The following is a 20012-nucleotide window of genomic DNA, read 5'->3' as shown; positions in this document are numbered from 1 at the left end:
CCCGGGAGGTGCCGGCCGCCTCTCAGACCGCCGAGGCGTCCGGTCCGAACCGGCTGCGGACGGCGGTCTGCACCTCGGCCTCCTCGGCCGGATCGGCGGCGAGACGGCGGAGCTGTTCGACGACCCGGTCGTCGCCGGTCGCGGCGTGCCGGGCGGCCAGCTCCCGGGTGGTCTCCTCGCAGTCCCAGAGGCATTCCACGGCGAACCCGGCGGCGAAGCCGGGGTCGGTCACGGCGAGCGCGGCGGCGGTCCGTCCGCGCAGTTCGGAGGAGGCCGTCTCACGGTAGACGTGGCGCAGCACCGGCGCCGCGCAGCCGACGCCGAGCCGCCCGACACCGTCGACCAGCTCCCACAGCGCACCGGCGTCGGGCCCGTCGGCACGGACCGTACGGCGCAGCGCGGCGAGCACCACCCCGGCGTCGCGGGCGTCGCCGCGGCGGGCGAGGACGGCGCCCGCGGCGGCGCCCAGCCGGTCGTCGCGGCGGGCCCAGCCGCGGGCGCGGTCGAGGACGGCGTCGGTGGCGGGCATCCGGGCGAAGGCGGCGAGCGCGGCGGCGGTGGGCACCTCGCCCGCCTCGGGGGCGCCGACGGTGGTCTCGACGAGGTCGAGGGCGGCCGGGTCGCCGCGTTCGGCGAGGTGGTGCAGGACCGCGGCGCGGGCCGCGTCCGAGCCGGTCCGGGCGGCGTCCAGCAGGGCCGGCCGGTCCTCGGGCCCGGCGACGGCGCCCAGGCAGCGGGCGGCGGCGAGATACCGCTGCTCCTCGGCGCCCGGCGCGCCCTCCTCGGCCCAGCGCAGCACCTCGGCGACGCTCCAGCCGGGCCGCGGCCCACGCGGGCGCAGCTGCCGCTGCCAGCGGTCGAAGGAGCCCTGCTCCCCGGCGGCGGCCAGGCGCTGCGCGTAGCGCGGGTCCTCGGCCCACAGCCGCCAGGGGTGGGGTTCGAAGGCGTCGCGGACGGCGGCGGCCAGCGCGGCGTCGCCTTCGGCGGTGGCGGGGAAGCGGGCGAGCACGGCGGGGGCGAGGGCGGCCAGGCCCGCGTCGTCGTCGCGCAGCGCCAGCTCGTCCAGGGCCCAGCGCCAGTTGCTGCCGGTCGCGGCGTATCCGCGCAGCAGCAGGCGGGCGGCGTCGCGGCCGTAGGCGGCGAGGTGGCCGAGGACGGCGAGGGCGAGGCCGGTGCGCTCCTCGGCGGTGTCGACGCCGTCGTCCGGATGGAAGAGGTGCCGTTCGATCGCGTCGAGTCCGCCGTCGAGCTGCATGTAGAGGCGCGCGTAGTAGAGGGAGCGGTTCTCCACCTGCCAGTCGCGGCGGGCATCGCGCAGCACGCAGTCGTCGAGCGCCGCGAGCGCCTCGGCCCGCGGCGCCGCGAGGGCGTGCAGGGTCCCGTCGCCGCGGCCTCGCTGCAGGAGGCCGAGCAGGGTGCCACTGGGCGCTATGTCTGGATCGAACATGAGGTCAGCATCCGGTGCGGGGGACTGGCTGGCAACGGGATTTCCGCCGACCGGCATTCTTGCCGGTGACCGCGGGCCGTATGCGTCGTTCCCAGCGTGGATCGGTGGGCACGGCAGCGCGACGGCGGGCGCAGCCTAGCTTGGAATCTGTCATTCCGCCGATTCGGCCGGTGGCGCCCCACGGGAGTTCTGGGGCATATGCCGACCGCAACGCCGTTCCGGGTCATGCCAAATCACTTACAGACCGTCGCAGCCTGTGCAAGAGTCGTTACCCGGCCCTCACACCAGCCCCCGGGCGCGCTCTGTCGGCCAGGACAGGACCGCCGTGGCCGGCGCCGCCATATCTCGGAGAATCGATGCCGTCCCCCCTCTTCGCGGACCGCCCGTCCGCCCAGCCACCCGAGCGTGACACGGTCGAGGCCCTGATCAGCCAGGCCCGCCGACTGCGCGGTGGCCTAGACGCCGTACGCGGGTCCTCGGCGACCGACGACGTCACCGTCGATCCGCAGCTGCGCTGGCAGCGCGCGCTCTGTGACCTCGCCGTCCACCACCTCGACGACGTCGGCGGCCATCTCGACCAGCTCAGAGAGGGGCTGCCCCCGGAGGAGACCGACGGCGCCGCGTACGCCGGGCCGCTCGCGCCGCCCGCCGAGGAGGAGCCGCCGCGCGGTTCGCTGCTGAGCCGGGTGGGCAGCGCGGAGTGGAATCTCCTCACCGATGAGGTCAGCTGGTCCGAGGAGCTGTTCACCATCCTGGGCCGGGAGCCGTCCGACGGCCCGCTGACCCTCGACGAGCTGCCCGCGCTGGTTTTCGCCGAAGACCAGCAACATCTGGCCACGATGGTCACCGACTGTCTGGTGGACGGCCGCCCCATCGACGGCGAGTTCCGCGTCGTGCGCCCCGACGCCCGGGTGCGGACGGTCCACATGACCGGGGAGCCGGTGCTGGACGCGGACGGCTCGACGGCGTGCATGTGGGCGGTGCTGCGGGACGTCAGCGAGTTGCGGCGCAGTGAGCGGGCGGTGCGCGAGAGCCGCGACTCGCTCCAGCGCAAACGCCATGCGGCGCGGACGGAGCACCGGCTCGCGGTCGAACTGCAGGAGGCGGTGCTGCCGCCGTGGCGCGGTCCGCTCCGCTTCCCGCAGGGCGGCCCGGTCGCCCTCGATCTGGCCGGGCACTACCTCCCCGCCGCCACCAGCGCCCTGATCGGCGGCGACTGGTTCGACGCCCTGCAACTCCCCGACGCCACCACACTGTTGAGCGTCGGCGATCTGACCGGGCACGGCGCCAGCGCGACGTCCGGGATGGCGATGGTGCTGGGTGCGCTGCGCGGCATGGCGGTGGCCGGGCACCGCCCGGGGCCACTGATGGGCTTCCTCAACCAACTGCTGGACTCCGCCGCCCAGCCCGCGCTGGGCAGCGCCGTCTGCGCCCGCTTCGATCCGGCCACCCGGGAGCTGGAGTGGGCCCAGGCCGGGCACCCCGCGCCGCTGCTCTTCCGCGGCGGCACGGGGCGCGCGCTGGACCCGCCGGAGGGCGTCCTCCTCGGCGCGACCGCCAACGCCGCGTACGGTCAGCGCACCGAGCGGCTGGCCCCCGGCGATCTGCTGGTGCTGCACACCGACGGTCTGCTGCCGCGCCGTACGCACGGTCCGGACGCGGCCCACGAGGCGGCCGAGCGGCTGCTCTCCCTGGCGCCGCGCTTCACGGCGGCCCGGGATGCCCAGGAGTGTGTCCGGCTCGCCGTCGAGGAGTTCGACGGCGCCACGCGTGAGGACGACGCCTGTCTGCTGATCGCGCGGGTCAGCTGAGCCGACGGTGAACGGCCGGCCGGGAGGGCCGGGGTCCGGTGACCGGATCCGGCGGCCCGGTCACACCGCCCCTCCCGGCCGTCGGTCTGCTCCGGTGCGTACGGGCCGGGCCGGCGCCACCGGCGTCGTGGGCGCACCGCACCGGCTCAGACCGAGAAGGTGGTGGTACCGAGCCGGGTGTCGAGCGCCGTCGCCGGGGCCGGCACCTTCGCCTTGCCGCGCGGCTTGGGCATCACCTCGTCGATCTCCGCGCGCAACTCCTTGATCCGGTCGTTGCCGGAGTACTGCCCGGAGAGGCGGTACATCTCACGGAGCCGGTCCCAGGTGCGGTGCGAGGAGTTCTCACCGATGGCGGCCAGCGCCAACCGGGCGTAGCGGTCGGCCTGTTCGGGGTCGTCGCCGATGAAGCAGGCCGACGCCATCGAGAGGTAGTCGAAGATCTGCGACCGGCGACGGCCGGACTCCCGTAGCTGGAGGGCCTGTTTGGCGTGGCACCGGGCGAGACCGGCCGCCGAGGGGTCGTGTTCGGCGAGGGTGCGGTAGGCCAGCGCCTCCATGCCGTGCAGATCGGCCTCGTCGAACATCTGCATCCAACTGGGCGGCGGCACATCGCCCTTGTCGGAGACGAACAGCTCCTCGGCCTCCCCCAGGGTGCGGCGGACGGCGTTGCCGTTGCCCTTGGCCGCGTGGGCCCACGCCTCGATGGTGCGCAGCATGGCGCGGGTGCGGGGCAGCGCCTGTTCGCCGGAGCCGGAGGAGGCCAGCTGCATCAGGTCGAGCGCGTCGTCCGGGCGGCCCAGGTGGACCATCTGGCGGGCGGCGCGGGAGAGCGCCTCACCGGCGCGCGGCCGGTCGCCGCCCTCCCGCGCGGCGTGCGCGGCGATGACGAAGTACTTCTGCGCCGTGGGCTCCAGGCCCACGTCGTGGGACATCCAGCCGGCCAGTACGGCGAGGTTGGCCGCCACGCTCCAGAGCCTGCGCTGGAGGTGGTCGGGGTGGCGGTAGGCGAGCATGCCGCCGACCTCGTTGAGCTGACCGACCACGGCCTTGCGCTGGAGCCCGCCGCCGCGGGAGGCGTCCCACGCGCGGAAGACCTCCACGGAGCGTTCCAGCGCGTCGATCTCCTGGGAGCCGACGGGCGCCGCCTCGTAGCGGTCGAGGCCGATCTGGTCGTAGCGGTGCGACGGTGCGAAGCCGGAGGAGGTGAGTGGATCGGGGTGTGCCGCGGCACCGGGCCGCGGAGCCGGGTCGGTGTGCAGCCAGTTGTCCATGGCGCCGGTCAGTGCGGAGCCCGCGGCGAGCGCCGCGCCCGCGCCCACCAGACCGCGTCGGTTGAGCATGAGGTCCATTCCCGTGAATTCCGTGAGGACCGCGGCGGTCCGCTCGGGAGCCCACGGCAGCCCGTCGTCGGGCTGCCGCCTCCCCGTACGGCCGCTCCGGGCGAACCCGAGATCCTCGGTGGTTACGACACGGCCGAGGCGCTCGGTGAACAGGGAGGCGAGCACCTTCGGCACCGGATCTCTGGGGGTCTCCCCCATGTCGATCCAGCGCCGGACCCGCGAGGTGTCGGTCGCCAGCTGCGGATGGCCCATGGCCGCCGCCTGCCGGTTGACCGCCCTCGCCAGTTCGCCCTTGGACCAGCCGGCCAGTCCGAAAAGGTCCGCGAGACGGGTGTTCGGCTCCCTGCCCACGTCAAGCCCCCAGGTTCCTCGACTGCGTTGACAGTAACCGCCGTTGACATGGGCCGCGAGCATTCGCCAGGGGTTCGCCAGGGTGCGCCACATGGTCTGCCACCCGCGCCGGTGTGTTGTGTAGACGTGCCGCCCCCGGCCCGGTGGCGGGACCGCATTCCCCAGGGTGCGCGCCCTGCTCCAGGGGCACGCCGAACCGGCCTTCTGCACGAGGTCCGTACGGCGGGCTCCCGCCACCGGGCCGGGGGCGCACCACTCGTCGGCGCACGAAGGGATCCGTCTCACCCATGTACGCAGCATCGTCCGCCGTGACCGCCCCCACCCGGACGTACCGTCACCAGCCCGCGGGCGGCCGGCCGTACCCCGATCCGGCCGCCGGCTCGGGGACGGTGCCCGGGCTCGCGGGTGGCCGGGTCCGGCGGGCGGGCACCGTCGCCCAGCCGCTGAGCGGACGGCTCGACCTGTCCGGTCCCCAGGGCGCCCCGCTGCGCGCCGCCGTCGCCTCCGTGCACCGCATCTGTCCGGAGTTCCATCCGGTCCAGGTGCTGCGGCGCGGCGGCCGGTCGGTGCTGCTGGTGGGCACGACGGGGCGGACCACGGCGGTCGCGAAGTGTTTACTGGACCACTCCCCCGTCTGGGTCGAGCGGTTCCGGCAGGAAATAGTGGCGTACCGGGCGTTCGTCCGGCACCGTCCCCCGGTTCGGGTGCCGCGGCTGGTCGCCGCCGATCCCGAGAACTGCACGCTGGTGGTGGAGCGGATGCCGGGCCGCGTCGCCGCCCTCCAGCGCCACCCCTCCGAGGCGCCGGCCCGCGGGGACGTGCGGGCGGCGCTGGGTGCGATCTGCCGGATCAACCTCTGGCAGCCGCCGCCCGGGCTCTTCGACGCCCCGCTGGACTACGGCCGCCGGATCGCGCGCTACCACGAGCTGGGGCTGCTGACCGACCGGGACCTGGGCGACCTGCGGAAGCTGCTGCGCGGTATCCCGCACGTCCAGGGCCAGTTCTCGCACGGCGACGCGCTGCTGAACAACGTCCTGCTGTCGCCGATGGGCCCGGTGCTGCTCGACTGGGACAGCGCCGGGTGGTACCTCCCCGGCTACGACCTGGCGACGCTGTGGGCGCAGCTCGGCGAGGCGCCGGCAGCGCGCCGTCAGATCAGTCAGCTGGCCCAGGCGCCGGGCCCGGCGGCGCGGGACGCGTTCCTGGTCAATCTGATGCTGGTGCTGACGCGGGAGATCCAGCGGTACGAGAGCGCGGTGCAGCGCACGATGCGGGAGCCGGTGCCGGAGGGCACCCCGGCGGGGGGCGTGCCCGGCGTGCTGTCCGCGGGCGAGGAGCAGCGGCTGCTGCTGCGGCGGCTGCACGACGACGCCCAGATGGCCCGGCGGGCGGTGCGGGCGGCGGTCGGCACCCGCTGAGCGGTGAAGTGCAGGGGTGGCGCGTCCGGGGCCGGATGCGCCACCCCTCCGCCATGCCGGGGGCGCGACCGTGGCGTGCCGTGGCGTGGCGGGCCGCCCCACCCACTTCCGGGCCGCCACCGGTCCATTCCACTGACGCCTCGCAGGCCGCGGGCCGATCCCGGGAAGACTCGCTCCGTACCGCGCTGACATGCGAAATTCCGCGGTGGCCAGGTGATTGACGGGTCGTCGGGCAGCCGATATCTCTAGGCCGGTCGGGGCTCGTGGGTCGAGCCCCGTCCCGTTCGGACGTCTGCGCATCATCCGTCACAACGCCCCGGCCGGGGCCGGTCCCAGGAGGTTGCCTTGCGAAGACTGCGAAGAATCCGGAGCGCCGGCCCGGTGGGCGGGCGACGCGCCTCCCGCCCGGCCGTCCGCACCGCGACGGCCCTCGCCGCCGGGGCGCTGCTGCTCCCGCTGGTGTCGGCCACCGCTCCGGCCGGCGCCGCCGAGCCCGCGGCGGGCACCCTCCAGCAGGCCTTCACCGAGGCCGCCGCCCGCTACCACGTACCGAGCAGTGTGCTGCTGGGCGTCTCCTACCTGGAGTCCCGCTGGGATACGCACGCCGGTGCGCCCAGTGTGGACGGCGGGTACGGGCCGATGCATCTGACGGACGCCCGGGCGGCGGTGGCCCGGACGGCGCAGCACAGCGAGGCCGACGACGATCCGCGGGGCGACGCCGCGCGGCCGGTCGCGGCCGGTCGCCGGGACGCCGCCCCGCGGTCGCTGCCCGCCGCGCTGCCCGCGCGGCTGCGGACGCTGCCCCGGGCTGCGGAGCTGACCGGTATCCCGGCGGAGAAGCTGCGCACCGATCCGGCGGCGAACATCCTCGGCGGTGCGGCGCTGCTCGCCGCGGAACAGCGGACGCCGGCGTCGGCCCGCGACGCCGGTCCGGCCGGCTGGTACGCCGCGGTGGCGCGGTACGCCGGGGCGGGCGACGCGTCCGGCGGGCGGGCCTTCGCCGACGAGGTCTTCGACACGCTGCGGCACGGTCAGGCGCGGACGACGGACACGGGGCAGCGGGTGACGCTGGCGGCGGCTCCCGCGCTGCGTCCCGACGCCGCTCAGACGAAACGTATCGCCTCGGCGGTCCGGCAGGTGGCCGCTCCGGCGGCGCGGCCCGAGTGCCCGGCGTCGGTGGCGTGCGAGTCGGTCCCGGCGCCGTACGAGAAGTTCGGCGACGGCGACTACGGGAACCACGACAAGGCCGACCGGCCCAAGGACCTCAAGGTCGACACGATCGTCATCCATGACACCGAGGGGTCGTGGGAGACGTCGCTGAAGCTGGTCCAGGACCCGACGTATGTGTCGTGGCACTACACGGTCCGCTCGTCCGACGGGCTGATCGCCCAGCACGTGCCGACGAAGGACGTCGCCTGGCAGGCCGGGAACTGGTACATCAACTCCCACTCCATCGGTATCGAGCACGAGGGGTTCCTGACGGCTCCCGACGCCTGGTACACGGAGGCGATGTACCGCAGCTCGGCCCGGCTGGTGACGTATCTGAGCAGGAAGTACGGGGTACCGCTGGACCGGCAGCACATCCTGGGCCACGACAACGTGCCGGGGACGACGACCTCGACGATCCCGGGGATGCACACCGATCCCGGTCCGTACTGGGACTGGTCGCACTACTTCACGCTGCTGGGCAGGCCGTTCGCGGCGGAGCGGCGGGCGGCGGGCGACGTCGTCGTGATCCGGCCGGACTACGCCACGAACAGGCCGCCGTACACGGGGTGTGAGAAGGCGGGCGAGCCGTGTGCCGCGCACGGCTCGGAGGCGGTGCGGCTGCGTGTCGCGCCGCATGCGGACGCGGCGCTGGTCAAGGACGTCGGGCTGCGGCCGGACGGCAGCCCCTCGACGACCGATGTCAACGATCTGGGGGCGCGGGCCAGCACCGGCCAGCGGTTCGCGTTCGCCGGGCAGCGGGGCGACTGGACGGCGATCTGGTACCTCGGGCAGCGGGCGTGGTTCGAGAATCCGGCGGAGCACCCCACGGCCTTCCGCACGGCGGGCGCCACGGTGACGCCGAAGGCGGGGCGGGCGACGATCCCGGTCTACGGGCGGGCGTACCCGGAGAAGGCGGCGTATCCGGCGGGGGTCCCGGTGCAGGAGGTGTCGCCGCTGCCGTACCAGCTGCACGCCGGGGAGCGGTACGCCACCGGCGGGTCGCTGCTCGGGGACTACTTCTCCGCGTCCGGCTACGACACGGCCACCCACGCCGTCGTCCGGGGCGAGGACCGCTACTACGTGATCCAGGTCGGGCACCGGATCGGGTATGTGCGGGCCGCGGATGTCGACGTGCGGCGGGGCGGGGCGTAGCCGCCGACCACGAGGGCCGGGGGCGGTGTTCCGCTCCCGGCCCTCGGGCGTCTCCGTCAGTGCTGCTGGAAGAGTTCGGCCGGCAGCGGCTTGAGGAGGGCGTAGAGATCGTCGGTGATCGGGCGGTCCCAGCTGGCGATGGTGACCAGCACGCCGTCGCTGCGGTCGAACTGGACGCAGGAGACACGGCTCTCGGAGCACTTGATGCGCTTGACGATGAGGAGGTTGTCCTCGTGCATGACGGGGGTGTCCTCGCTCTCGACGACCTCGACCGGCTCGTCGTTGCCGAGCGCCGCCAGCAGCTGGGCGACCTCGAAGGGCACCTCGCCCTCGGCCAGCTCGCGGGCCGGGGAGCCCTCCGGGAGGTTCCCGATGACCATCGCGGGGCCGCGGCCGCCGAACAGGTCGTAGCGGAGGAAGACGCCCTGGCAGGTGCCGTCGGGGGCGGGCAGCAGCCCGGCTCCGAGGTTGCCCGGCCAGTCCCCGGGATCCATGGCGAGGACGTCGAAGTCAGGCCCGGCGGGCGTGGCTGCGCTGCGGCGGCGGAGGAAGGACATGCCGCCATCGTACGTGCCCGGACGGCGGTCGGCGGACCCGGCGGCGGGGCCCGGAGGGCGGGTACGGGCCCCGGGCCGCGGGGGTGGCGGACCGGCGCCGCGGGGGTGGCGCGGCGCCGGGCCCCGGGGCGCCGGCCGGCTCCCGGGTGCCCGGCCCGGGTCACTCCGGCCGGTCGGCGCCCACCAGCCACATCGAGAAGAACTGTGCGCCGCCGCCGTAGGCGTGGCCGAGGGCGCGGCGGGCGCCGTCGATCTGGTGGTCGCCGGCCCGGCCGCGCACCTGGAGGGCGGCCTCGGCGAAGCGGAGCATGCCGGAGGCGCCGATGGGGTTGGTGGACAGGACGCCGCCCGAGGGGTTGACCGGCAGGTCGCCGTCGAGCGCGGTGGCGCCGGACTCGGTGAGTTTCCAGCCCTCGCCCTCGGCGGCGAAGCCGAGGTTCTCCAGCCACATCGGCTCGTACCAGGAGAACGGGACGTACATCTCGACGGCGTCGATCTCACGGCGCGGGTCGGTGATGCCGGACTGGCGGTAGACGTCGGCGGCGCAGTCCCGTCCGGCGCGCGGGGAGACGAAGTCCTTCCCGGCGAAGAGGGTGGGTTCGCTGCGCATGGCGCCGCCGTGCAGCCAGGCCGGCGGGTGCGGGGAGCGGGCGGCGCCGGTGCGGTCGGTGAGGACCATCGCGCAGGCACCGTCGGAGGAGGGGCAGGTCTCGGAGTAGCGGATGGGGTCCCAGAGCATGGGGGACGCCTGGACCTTCTCCAGGGTGAGGCCGGCCTCGTGGAGGTGGGCGTAGGGGTTCTTCAGGGCGTTACGGCGGTCCTTGTACGCGACGAGGGAGCCGATGTGGTCGGGGGCCTTGCTGCGGCGCATGTAGGCACGGACGTGCGGGGCGAAGAAGCCGCCCGCCCCGGCCAGCAGCGGCTGCTGGAAGGGGATCGGCAGGGACAGGCCCCACATGGCGTTGGACTCCGACTGCTTCTCGAAGGCGAGGGTGAGGACGGTGCGGTGCACGCGGGCGGCGACGAGCTTGGCGGCGACCAGCGCGGTGGAGCCGCCGACGGAGCCCGCGGTGTGCACCCGCAGCAGGGGCTTGCCGACGGCGCCCAGCGCGTCGGCGAGGAACAGCTCCGGCATCATCACGCCCTCGAAGAAGTCGGGGGCCTTGCCGATGACGACGGCGTCGATGTCGCGCCAGTCGAGGGCGGCGTCGTCGAGGGCGCGGCGGGCGGCCTCGCGGACGAGTCCGGCGAGGGAGACGTCGCGGCGGGCGGCGACGTGCGCGGTCTGGCCGATGCCGACGACGGCCACGGGCTCCTTGCTCATGACTCCCCCTCCAGGACGGCGACGAGGTTCTGTTGCAGGCAGGGGCCCGAGGTGGCGTGGGCGAGGGCGCGCCGGCTCTCGCCGCGCTGGATGCGGGCGGCGGCCTCACCGATGCGGATCAGGCCGGTGGCCATGACGGGGTTGGCGGCGAGCGCGCCGCCGGAGGGGTTGACGCCGACCTCGTCCCCCAGCCGCAGGGCGCGGCGCAGCACGATCTCCTGGGAGGTGAAGGGGGCGTGCAGTTCGGCGAGGTCGACGGGGCGGTCGAAGGCTCCGGCGCGCTCGGCGGCGAGGCGGGTGGAGGGGGAGGCGGTGAGGTCGCGGACGCCGAGGGAGTGGGCCTCGACGCGGTGGTCGATACCGCGGATCCAGGCGGGCCGGTCGCAGAGGGCGCGGGCGCGGTCCCCGGCGGCGAGGACGACGGCGGCGGCGCCGTCGCCGACGGGCGCGCAGTCGCCGCGGCGCAGCGGGGCGACGACGTGGTCGCCCTGCGGGCGGGGGCCGCGCAGCTGGGCGTGCGGGTTGTCCGCGGCGGCGGCGCGGGACCGGGCGGCGACGGCGGCCAGCTCGTCCTCGCAGGTCAGGCCCGCGTCGAGGAGGGCCTGGGCCTGGAGGGCGGCGAGGGCGACGGAGTCGGGCCACAGCGGGGCGAGGTAGTACGGGTCGAGCTGGCGGGTGAGGACCTCGCGCAGGTCGCCCGGGGAGGACTTGCCGTAGGCGTAGACGAGGGCGGTGTCGGCCTCGCCGGTCAGGAGGGCGACCCATGCCTCGTACAGCGCCCAGGCGCCGTCCGTCTCGACGTGGGATTCGGAGATCGGCGGCCAGGCGCCGACGGCATCGAGGGCCATGGTGAAGGAGAAGGCGCGGCCGGCGAGGTAGTCGGAGGAGCCGGAGCAGGTGAAGCCGATGTCGCGGGCCTTGAGACCGGTCCGGTCCAGGACGTCGTGGAGGACGGGCAGCACCATCTCGGCCTCGGAGACCGCGCTGCTGTCGGCCACGTGGTCGCTCTGGGCGAAGGCGACGACGGCGATGTCGCGGATCGGGGCCGGCATCAGATCAGCTCCTTGTAGCTGTCGTAGTCGGCGTCGGGTTCGCCGGTGGGCCGGTAGTGGTCGGGGTAGCGGCTGCCGTCGCGCCAGACCGGTTCGACGCGCAGCCCCATGCGGACCTGGTCGTAGGGGATGCCGCCGATCCGGGCGTGGAGCGGGAGCCCGGCGCCGTCGAGGGCGATGTGGGCGTAGACGTAGGGGACCTCGATGTCGAGGTTGCGGGCCTTGATGTTGACGATGCAGAAGGTGGTGACGGTGCCGCGGGGGCCGACCTCGATCTGTTCGGCGGTGGCGACGCCGCAGGTGGGGCAGGCGCCGCGGGGCGGGACGTAGACCTTGCGGCAGGCCGGGCAGCGCTCGCCGAGGGTGCGGCGCTCGCCGAGTGCCCGCAGATAGCGGGACTGGGCGCGGCCGGGTGTGTAGGTGTAGTCGAGGCGGGCGGGGACGGTGATGCCGGTGACCGGGTCGTCGAACCCGCCGTGGTGGGCGGCGGGCCGGGCGTCTTCGGGGGCGGCCGCATCGTCCGGGACGAAGCAGGCGAGGTCGGTGACCGCGCCGGTGCGTTCGGCGGCCCAGCGGATGCGGACGCGCATCCCGGTGCGGACGGCGTCGGGTCCGGGGGCGTCCAGGGCGTGCAGAAGGGCGGTGTCGGCGCCGTCGAGGCGGACGAGGACCCAGGCGAAGGGGGTGGCGAGCGGCTGGCCGCGGCGCGGGGACGGGTTCCAGGCCCAGGTGGTGACGGTGCCGGTGGGAGCGACCTCGACGAGGTCGCGCAGCTCCTCGCCGGTCTCCGGGTCGTATTCGGCGGGCGGGACGACGATGCGGCCGTCGGCGGCCTCGATGCCGAGGACGGTGCGTTCGCGCAGCCCGGTCAGGAAGGCGCCGCGGACGGGGCCGAGCGAGCGGGTGAAGGGGAATTCCACGACGAGGGGGGCGGTGAGGACATCCGCCGGTGCGGCGGGTGGCGCGGTGGGCTCGGGCGTGGCCTCTGGCATGCGGACTCCTTGGGTGGGCGCGTGGCCGGGGCGCGCGGGGTGCGGGGTGCGCCCCCGGCGGTGGGACGCGCGCCGGGCGCGAGGGGTGGTCCGGTGCGCGGGTCAGGCGCGCCGGAAGACGGGCGGGCGTTTCTCGGCGAAGGCCCGGGCGCCCTCCTTGGCGTCGGCGGTGTCGAAGACCGGCCAGCCCCGGGCGAGTTCGGCGGCGAGACCGTCGGCCTCGGGCAGGTCGGCGCTCTCGTGGACGGACGCCTTGACCGCCTCCACGGCGAGCGGGCCGCAGGCGTTGATCCGTTCGGCGATCTCCAGGGCCTTCGCGAGCGCCCCGCCGTCGGGGACGACATGGCCGATCAGGCCGATCCGGGCGGCCTCGGACGCCGGGTACGGGCGGCCGGTGAGCAGCATCTCCAGGGCGTGGGTGCGCGGGATCTGGCGCGGCAGGCGGACGGTGGAGCCGCCGATCGGGAAGAGGCCGCGGGCGACCTCGAAGAGGCCGAAGACGGCGCTCTCCCCCGCGACCCGGATGTCGGTGCCCTGGAGGATCTCGGTGCCCCCGGCGACGCAGTGGCCCTCGACGGCGGCGATCACCGGTTTACGGGGGCGGTGATGGCGCAGCATCGCCTTCCAGTGCAGGTCGGGGTCTTCCCGGAGCCGTTCGCGGTAGTGGTCGCCGGCCATGCCGTCGCCGGCGAGGGCCTTGAGGTCCATGCCGGCGCAGAAGGTGCCACCCGCGCCGGTGAGCACGATCGAGCGGACCGTGTCGTCCTCGTCGGCGGCGCGCCAGCCGTCGTGCAGGCCGACCAGCATCGGCAGCGACAGCGCGTTCTTCGCCTCCGGCCGGTTGAGGGTGAGCACCAGGGTCGCCCCCTCGCGGTGCACGGTGAGGTGTTCCGTCCCGCCCATGTCCGTCCTCCTGTCTGTGGACGCAGAACAGGGTGCAGGAGCGGTACGGCGACTTCAAGAGTTTTCTGACACCCAGTCAGTTTTCTTGGCCGTGGCCCTTCCCTGCTGCCGCGGGCCCCGCTCTAATGGCCGCCGAGCCGCCGTCCGGCACGGTCTGGAGGAGACGTGGAGTACAACCTGGCCGACCTCTTCGAATCGATCGTCGACGCGGTCCCCGACCGCGAGGCGCTGGTGTACGTCGACCACCCGGGCAGCGGCGCCGAACGGCGGCTGACCTACGCCGAGCTGGACCGCGCCGCCAACCGCCTCGCCCACCACCTCGCCGGCCAGGGCGTCGCCCCCGGCGACCACGTCGGACTCCACCTCTACAACGGCGTCGAGTACCTCCAGACCCTCTACGCCTGCCTGAAGATCCGCGCCACCCCGGTCAACGTCAACTACCGCTACGTCGAGGACGAGTTGGCCTATCTCTACCGGGACGCGGACCTGGTGGCGCTGGTCTTCGACGGCGAGTTCACCGCCCGGGTGGCGACCGCCGCCCCGCACGCGCCCCGGCTGCGCCACCTCGTACGGGTCGGGCAGGCGCCCCCGGGCGCGCCGGTGCCGGAGCCCGTTCCGGTGGCGCTGGCGGACGCGGAGGCCGCGGGGGCGCCCGCGCGCGGGTTCGGGCCGCGCTCCGCCGACGACCGGTTCATCATCTACACCGGTGGCACCACCGGGATGCCCAAGGGTGTGATCTGGCGCCATGAGGACCTGTTCTTCTCCGGGATGGGCGGCGGCGCCCCCACGGGTGAGCCGGTGCGGCGGCCGGAGGAGGTCGCGGAGCGGGTGGCGGCCGGGGGTGACGGCATCGTGTTCTTCCCGACGCCGCCGCTGATGCACGGCACGTCCACGCTGACCGCGTTCATCGCCTTCCACTTCGGCCAGAAGGTCGTCCTGCACCGCAAGTTCGTGCCCGAGGAGGTGCTGCGGACCGTGGAGCGAGAGAAGGTCACCAGCATCTCGCTGGTCGGCGATGCGATGCTGCGGCCGCTGACCGACGCGCTGGCCGGTCCGCTGCGCTCCACCGACTGCTCCTCGCTGTTCAGCGTCTCCAGCTCCGGCGCGGTGCTGTCGGACACGGTCCGCGCGCAGTTCACCGCGCTGGTGCCGCAGGCGATGCTGCTCAACAACTTCGGCTCGTCGGAGTCCGGCTTCAACGGCACGGCGACCGACGACTCCGGGCCCGAGAGGGGCTTCCGGGTGCGGGTCAACCCCCGTACCGCGGTGGTCGATCCGTCGACGCGGCGGCCGGTCGCCCCGGGCGAGGTGGGCCGGATCGCGCTGCGTGGCCCTGTCCCGCTGGGCTACCACAACGACCCGGTGAAGAGCGCCGAGACGTTCTTCGAGGCGGACGGCGACCGCTGGGTGCTGCTCGGCGACATGGCCACCGTCGACGCGGACGGCGTCGTCACGGTCCTGGGCCGCGGCTCGCAGTGCATCAACTCCGGCGGCGAGAAGATCTACCCGGAGGAGGTCGAACAGGCCCTCAAGGCCCACCCGGACGTCTACGACGCGCTGGTCGCGGGCGTACCGGACCCGCACTGGGGCAGCCGCGTCGCCGCCGTCGTCCAACTCCGCCCCGGCGCCGCCCCGCTGGACACCGAGGCGGTACGCGCCCACTGCCGCTCCCGCCTCGCCGGGTACAAGGTCCCCCGCACGGTGGTCGTCACCGAGCAGATCCAGCGCTCGCCCAGCGGCAAGGCGGACTACCGGTGGGCGAAGGCGGTGGCGGCGGGCGGCGGAAGCGGCGGCGCGGAGTGAGGGGCGCTCACGAGGGAGCGCCGGCCTCGCCCCTCAGCCCCCGCACACCGACCGCACCGCGCGCCCCAGCGCCCTCGTGTGCAGGGCGTCCAGCCGCTGTTCGTACCGCACCCCGTCGGTGGCCGCCCCCAGGACCACCGGGCAGAACCGCGCGGAACGGGCGCCGGAGGAGGCGGCGACGGCGCGGACCAGGGACACGTTGACGCGGTTGATCTCGGTGCGGACCACTGCCAGGTCGGGCCGCTCCCGCGGCGCCCGCGCCGGGTCCGCCGTCCAGAGGCGGTACAGGCCGCGCTGTACGACCTTGCTGGCCTCGATCTGGTCGCGGAAGATCCGCCGGGTGGCCTCCGGGTCGGCGCCGAGCTGCGTGGCCTGCGCCGCGACGGCGTCCAGCACCTCCTGCTCCCGCGCCGGGTCGTCGATCGGTGCGCCGGTGCCCCACTTGGCGGCCGCCACCAGATCACCGAGGGCGGCCCGCTCGGCGGACAGGGCGGCGAGCGGCCGGAGCTGACGGTACGGGGAGCGCGCGGCCGCCTCACCGGCGGGCGTCGCCGCGGACGGCGTACCCCGGGCCGGGGTGGCGTGCGACGGGGCGGCGTGCGACGGGGCGGTGTGCGCCCCCGCCGTGCCGGTGACGGCGTGTGCGCCGCCCGCCCCGGCGAGCAGCAGCACCGCGCTCGCGACGGCGGGCAGGAGGCGGCGTGGCGCGGGGATCAGCTGCACCTTTCGGCCTTTCTCGTATCGGGCTCGCCGGGAGCGTTCCGCGCCGGAACGGGCGGTCGTACGCGGCCCGGGCCGATGAGCTTACGGGGTCCCGGGCCCGGCCGGGCGCCGCCGTGTCCGGCCGGTTCCAGGAGGTGGCCGCTGGTCGTCCGGGCGTCCCGGCTGCCACGATGAACAGCCATCGAGGAGAGGCGGGAGCGGCCATGACGACCTGGGACGCGGAGTCGTTCGACCGGTTCGAGCGGGAGGGCTGGGCCGGGCGCAGCGATGCGTACCGCGAGGGGTTCGCCCGGCTCACCGCCCGGTTCGTCGCACCGTTGCTGGACGCGGCGGGCGTCGGGCCCGGCACCCGGCTGCTGGACGTGGGGTGCGGTCCCGGCCCGGTGGCGGCGGCGGCGCTGCGGCGCGGCGCGGAGGTGACTGCGGTGGACGCCTCCCCGGAGATGGCCGCGCTCGCGGCGGCCGCGCACCCCGGGCTCGACGTACGGGTCGCCCTCCTGGACGCGCTGCCGTTCGACGACGGCGAGTTCACCGCCGTGACCGGCAACTTCGTCATCCACCACCTCGGGGACCCGGCCGCGGGCCTCGCCGAGGTGCGCCGGGTGCTGGCGCCCGGCGGCCGGGCCGCGCTGTCCTGCTGGGACCAGGAGGCGATGCGGGCGCTGGCGCTGTTCGGGGAGGCGCTTGCGGAGTCGGGGGTGGACCGGCCCGCCGAGGCGCCCGAGGCCGCGCCGTTCCTCGCCGGGTACGACGCCGCCGAACGCCCCGCGGCCTTCTGCCGGTTGCTGGACGCGGCCGGGTTCGGGGACGCCGATGTGGAGAGGCTCCAGCTGCTGCACCGCGTCGACCCCGGCCAGTGGTGGCACGACATCACCACCGGTACGCCGGTGGCCGCCACCGTCCTCCGGCATCTCGACGACGCCTCCCGCGCGGCCGTCCGCCGCGTCTACGACCGGAAGGTGGCCGCCCACGCGGTGGGCGACGGCTTCGTGGCCCTGCCGGCGGTGGCGCTGCTGGGCACGGCTGCCCGGGTGGGGTGACGCAGGGGGGAGCAGCCGGCGGGCCGCTCCCCCGGCGCCCGCTCTCATGTCATCGTCGGGTCCCCCTTGATCAGGGCGAACGGGGCGCCCCACGGGTCCTGGAGCGCGGCGAGGCGGCCGACACGCGGTACGTCCATGGGCGGGATCTGTACGCGGGCGCCCAGCTTCGTGGCCATCTCGTAGGTGGCGTCGCAGTCGGTGACACCGAAGTACGGATGCCACTCGGAGACCGCGCCGGCGTCCAGATGCTCCTTCTGGAGCTGCATGATGCCGCCCTGGGTGGCGTCCTCGGCCCTGCTGCCGGACGAGGAGACGACGCCGTAGACCATGCCGTCGCCCATCGGCATGTCCTGGTAGGTCCAGGAGAAGACCGTGCGGTAGAACTCCTTGGCCGCCGCGTCGTCGGTGGTGTACAGCTCCGTCCAGACCAAGGTGTCGGGCTCCATGACGGCTTGCAGGCCCGGATTCTCCCGGGGCTGCCAGACGCCGAAGTCGGCGCCGGTCGGGTCGGTGAACGCGGCCATCCGTCCGGCGGTGAAGACATCGCCCGGCGCCATCCGCACCGCTCCACCGGCCGCCTCGACGGCGCGGGCGGTGGCCTCCGCGTCGGCGGTGTGGAAGTAGACGGTCCAGGACGGGGTGGCGCCCTCCTCGGTCAGCGGTCCGATCGCACCGACGGTCCGGCCGTCGAGCTGGAAGAAGCCGTAGCCCCCGGCCTCGGGCCCCGCGGACCGGTACGTCCAGCCGAAGACGGCGGAGTAGAACGCGACGGCGTCGTCGGTGTCGGGGGCGCCGAGGTCGATCCAGTTGGGCATGCCCGGTACGTAGTCGGTGGTCAGCATGGGTCCTCCGAGGTCCTTCGCCTTACGCGGACGGGTGACTGTGCGGTGCCGGAACGGTGCTGCGGTCGGCGCGCCGTGACACGCGCGCGGCGACCGTGGCCGGGGCCCCGCGTGGCGATGACGCACCGTCACCGCAGGTGGGGTTTCGACCGGTTCCCAGCATGGCAGGGGGCACTGACAGTCGCCCTCCGTACACGCGGTGGCCCGCGATCTCCGCAGGCCCGGCGCGCGGCGCGGGCGCCGGGCGGGCGGCGGCGCCGGTCAGCCGGCGGCGAAGCGGGCGCGCAGCTCGCGCTTGAGGATCTTGCCGCTGGCGTTGCGGGGCAGCGCGTCGACGAACACGACACGCTTGGGCACCTTGAACCCGGCGAGCCGGGCCCGCGCCGCGTCGATCAGCTCCCGCTCCCCGACCGGCGCGTCCCCGTTCTCCGGTGCGGGCGTGCGGACGACGACGGCGGTGACCGCCTCGATCCACCGCTCGTCGGGCAGCCCGACCACCGCGACCTCCGCCACCTGCGGATGCGCGTAGAGCGCGTCCTCCACCTGGCGGGAGGCGACCAGCACGCCGCCGGAATTGATGACGTCCTTGACCCGGTCGACGACGGTGAAGTAGCCGTCGGCGTCGCGTACCGCCAGGTCACCGGAGTGGAACCAGCCGTCACGGAACGCCTCGGCGGTCTCCTGCGGCTTGTTCCAGTAGCCGCTGCACAGCTGCGGGGAGCGGTAGACGATCTCGCCGCGCTCGCCGTCGGGCAGCTCGCGGCCGTCCCCGTCGACCACCTTCGCCTCGACGAAGAGCACCGGGCGGCCGCAGGAGTCCATCCGTCCGGCGTGCTCCCCGGGCCCGAGGACGGTGGCGAGCGGGCCGATCTCGGTCTGTCCGAAGCAGTTGTAGAAGGCGAGCGCGGGCAGCCGGGAGCGGAGTTGTTCCAGGACCGGTACGGGCATGATCGACGCGCCGTAGTACGCCTTGCGCAGTCCGCGGAGGTCGCGGACGGCGAAATCGGGATGGCGGGCGAGGCCGATCCACACCGTGGGCGGCGCGAACAGGCTGTCCACCCGGCCGGTCTCCACCAGGGAGAAGAGCTGTCCGGCGTCGGGCCCGTCCACCAGGGTGTTCTCGGCGCCGACCGCCAGATACGGCAGCAGGAAGACGTGCATCTGCGCCGAGTGGTACAGCGGCAGCGCGTGCAGCGGCCGGTCGGTCTCCTGGAGGTCGAGGGCGATGACGGCGCTGGTGTACGCGTGCACCAGGGCGCGGTGCGTCATCATCGCGCCCTTGGGGAGCGCGGTGGTCCCGGAGGTGTAGAGGAGCTGGGCGAGCGCGTCGCCGTCGTCCCCGGGGAGGTCGTCCAGGTCCGTCTCCGGTACCTCCGCGAGGCGGGCGAGGAGTCCGTCCGGGGCGTCGCGCAGCGGCAGGGCGGGCAGGCCCTCCGGGAGCCGTGCGGCGAGGGCGGGGTCGGTCAGGACGAGGGAGCTGCCGGACTGGTCGAGGACGTAGCGCAGGTCCTCGCCGGTGAGGGCGTGGTTGACGGGGACGTGCACCAGTCCCGCGCGGGAGCAGGCGAGGAAGCCGATGAGGTACGCGTCGGAGTTGCGTCCGTAGGCGGCGACCCGGTCACCCGGGACGAGGCCGAGGCCGCGCAGCACCCGCGCCGCCGCGGTCACCGCCCCGTCCAGGGCCCGGTAGGTCCAGGCGCGATCGGCGTACCGCACCGCCGTCCGCCCGGGCACCCGCCGGGCGCTGCGCCGCAGGACTCCGTCGACCGTGTTGCTCCGCGCTGCCGTCATGGCGCGATCCTCGGCCCCGTCCCGGCCCCGGTCAAGGCGCCCGGCAGGGGCGCCGCTCCCCGGCTCATGCCCGTCCGCCGCGCGCCGCGTGCGCCCGGTGGCGGACGCACCCCGGCTCTTCGTGGGGCCCGCCACGGTCCTGCGGAGATCGCGAGGAGGCCGCCTAGGTGTGTTGTTCGGTGAGGTTGGTGACGCGGCTGGCGGGTGTGTGGCCGCTGATTCCGGTGTGGGGTCGGTGGTAGTTGTACCAGTGCAGC

The 20012-nt window shown here is 74.8% G+C and carries 15 protein-coding genes; 5 read left to right on the top strand and 10 right to left on the bottom strand.

Annotated features, from left to right (window positions below; genetic code table 11):
* Positions 1-22: 22 nt before the first annotated feature.
* A complete protein-coding gene (locus ACF1BH_RS29965) occupies positions 23-1447 on the bottom strand; it encodes a HEAT repeat domain-containing protein (RefSeq protein ID WP_391647550.1) in 1425 nt (474 codons plus the stop codon).
* A 356-nt stretch (positions 1448-1803) separates the two neighbouring features.
* Here ACF1BH_RS29965 and ACF1BH_RS29960 point away from each other — a divergent pair, with 356 nt between their 5' ends.
* Positions 1804-3258, top strand: coding sequence for a PP2C family protein-serine/threonine phosphatase (locus ACF1BH_RS29960; RefSeq protein WP_391647549.1), 1455 nt, complete (start codon positions 1804-1806; stop codon positions 3256-3258).
* Between the two features lie 146 nt (positions 3259-3404).
* Here the strand turns inward: ACF1BH_RS29960 and ACF1BH_RS29955 are convergent, their stop codons facing one another.
* The gene (locus ACF1BH_RS29955; RefSeq protein ID WP_391647548.1) at positions 3405-4949 is read right to left on the bottom strand and encodes a hypothetical protein; all 1545 of its coding nucleotides are present in this window, start codon (positions 4947-4949) and stop codon (positions 3405-3407) included.
* A 287-nt stretch (positions 4950-5236) separates the two neighbouring features.
* Here ACF1BH_RS29955 and ACF1BH_RS29950 point away from each other — a divergent pair, with 287 nt between their 5' ends.
* Positions 5237-6367, top strand: coding sequence for an aminoglycoside phosphotransferase family protein (locus ACF1BH_RS29950; RefSeq protein WP_391647547.1), 1131 nt, complete (start codon positions 5237-5239; stop codon positions 6365-6367).
* Between the two features lie 381 nt (positions 6368-6748).
* Positions 6749-8728, top strand: a complete 1980-nt coding sequence (locus tag ACF1BH_RS29945; RefSeq protein ID WP_391647546.1) for an N-acetylmuramoyl-L-alanine amidase — start codon at positions 6749-6751, stop codon at positions 8726-8728.
* A 56-nt stretch (positions 8729-8784) separates the two neighbouring features.
* Here ACF1BH_RS29945 and ACF1BH_RS29940 read toward each other — a convergent pair whose 3' ends face one another.
* The 5 genes from ACF1BH_RS29940 to ACF1BH_RS29920 all read right to left on the bottom strand — a co-directional run bounded on the left by ACF1BH_RS29940 (position 8785) and on the right by ACF1BH_RS29920 (position 13556).
* Positions 8785-9285 carry a hypothetical protein gene (locus tag ACF1BH_RS29940; RefSeq protein WP_391647545.1) on the bottom strand — a complete coding sequence of 167 codons (501 nt, stop codon included), beginning with the start codon at positions 9283-9285 and terminating at the stop codon, positions 8785-8787.
* Positions 9286-9445: 160 nt separating this feature from the next.
* A complete protein-coding gene (locus tag ACF1BH_RS29935; RefSeq protein WP_391647544.1) occupies positions 9446-10609 on the bottom strand; it encodes a thiolase domain-containing protein in 1164 nt (387 codons plus the stop codon).
* Positions 10606-11661 (bottom strand): thiolase domain-containing protein, encoded by a 1056-nt coding sequence (locus ACF1BH_RS29930; RefSeq protein ID WP_391647543.1) that lies wholly within the window; start codon positions 11659-11661, stop codon positions 10606-10608. Before ACF1BH_RS29930 ends, ACF1BH_RS29935 begins: the two co-directional genes overlap by 4 nt.
* Complete coding sequence (locus tag ACF1BH_RS29925; protein ID WP_391647542.1) at positions 11661-12653, bottom strand: Zn-ribbon domain-containing OB-fold protein; 993 nt, start codon at positions 12651-12653, stop codon at positions 11661-11663. The genes ACF1BH_RS29930 and ACF1BH_RS29925 overlap by 1 nt, the downstream gene beginning before the upstream one ends.
* Positions 12654-12755: 102 nt before the next feature.
* Positions 12756-13556, bottom strand: a complete 801-nt coding sequence (locus ACF1BH_RS29920) for a crotonase/enoyl-CoA hydratase family protein (RefSeq protein WP_391647541.1) — start codon at positions 13554-13556, stop codon at positions 12756-12758.
* 165 nt (positions 13557-13721) lie between these two features.
* Here ACF1BH_RS29920 and ACF1BH_RS29915 point away from each other — a divergent pair, with 165 nt between their 5' ends.
* Positions 13722-15359 (top strand): acyl-CoA synthetase, encoded by a 1638-nt coding sequence (locus tag ACF1BH_RS29915; RefSeq protein WP_391647539.1) that lies wholly within the window; start codon positions 13722-13724, stop codon positions 15357-15359.
* Positions 15360-15392: 33 nt separating this feature from the next.
* Here the strand turns inward: ACF1BH_RS29915 and ACF1BH_RS29910 are convergent, their stop codons facing one another.
* Positions 15393-16082 (bottom strand): chorismate mutase, encoded by a 690-nt coding sequence (locus ACF1BH_RS29910; RefSeq protein ID WP_391647538.1) that lies wholly within the window; start codon positions 16080-16082, stop codon positions 15393-15395.
* Positions 16083-16285: 203 nt separating this feature from the next.
* Here ACF1BH_RS29910 and ACF1BH_RS29905 point away from each other — a divergent pair, with 203 nt between their 5' ends.
* Complete coding sequence (locus ACF1BH_RS29905; RefSeq protein ID WP_391647537.1) at positions 16286-17122, top strand: class I SAM-dependent methyltransferase; 837 nt, start codon at positions 16286-16288, stop codon at positions 17120-17122.
* A 44-nt stretch (positions 17123-17166) separates the two neighbouring features.
* Here the strand turns inward: ACF1BH_RS29905 and ACF1BH_RS29900 are convergent, their stop codons facing one another.
* The gene (locus tag ACF1BH_RS29900) at positions 17167-17964 is read right to left on the bottom strand and encodes a VOC family protein (protein ID WP_391647536.1); all 798 of its coding nucleotides are present in this window, start codon (positions 17962-17964) and stop codon (positions 17167-17169) included.
* Positions 17965-18225: 261 nt separating this feature from the next.
* Positions 18226-19755, bottom strand: a complete 1530-nt coding sequence (locus tag ACF1BH_RS29895) for a fatty acyl-CoA synthetase (protein ID WP_391647535.1) — start codon at positions 19753-19755, stop codon at positions 18226-18228.
* Between the last annotated feature and the right edge of the window lie 257 nt (positions 19756-20012).

The organism is Streptomyces sp. NPDC014733 (genome assembly GCF_043083385.1).
Classification (GTDB): domain Bacteria; phylum Actinomycetota; class Actinomycetes; order Streptomycetales; family Streptomycetaceae; genus Streptomyces.
Note: the sequence above shows the minus strand (reverse complement) of the source record. Positions and strands in the feature narration are given on the sequence as shown.

Coding starts and splice junctions, on each gene's coding strand:
- ACF1BH_RS29965 (WP_391647550.1), bottom strand. CDS start 1,447: ATGTTCGATCCAGACATAGCGCCCAGTGGCACCCTGCTCGGCCTCCTG.
- ACF1BH_RS29960 (WP_391647549.1), top strand. CDS start 1,804: ATGCCGTCCCCCCTCTTCGCGGACCGCCCGTCCGCCCAGCCACCCGAG.
- ACF1BH_RS29950 (WP_391647547.1), top strand. CDS start 5,237: ATGTACGCAGCATCGTCCGCCGTGACCGCCCCCACCCGGACGTACCGT.
- ACF1BH_RS29940 (WP_391647545.1), bottom strand. CDS start 9,285: ATGTCCTTCCTCCGCCGCCGCAGCGCAGCCACGCCCGCCGGGCCTGAC.
- ACF1BH_RS29935 (WP_391647544.1), bottom strand. CDS start 10,609: ATGAGCAAGGAGCCCGTGGCCGTCGTCGGCATCGGCCAGACCGCGCAC.
- ACF1BH_RS29930 (WP_391647543.1), bottom strand. CDS start 11,661: ATGCCGGCCCCGATCCGCGACATCGCCGTCGTCGCCTTCGCCCAGAGC.
- ACF1BH_RS29925 (WP_391647542.1), bottom strand. CDS start 12,653: ATGCCAGAGGCCACGCCCGAGCCCACCGCGCCACCCGCCGCACCGGCG.
- ACF1BH_RS29920 (WP_391647541.1), bottom strand. CDS start 13,556: ATGGGCGGGACGGAACACCTCACCGTGCACCGCGAGGGGGCGACCCTG.
- ACF1BH_RS29905 (WP_391647537.1), top strand. CDS start 16,286: ATGACGACCTGGGACGCGGAGTCGTTCGACCGGTTCGAGCGGGAGGGC.
- ACF1BH_RS29900 (WP_391647536.1), bottom strand. CDS start 17,964: ATGCTGACCACCGACTACGTACCGGGCATGCCCAACTGGATCGACCTC.
- ACF1BH_RS29895 (WP_391647535.1), bottom strand. CDS start 19,755: ATGACGGCAGCGCGGAGCAACACGGTCGACGGAGTCCTGCGGCGCAGC.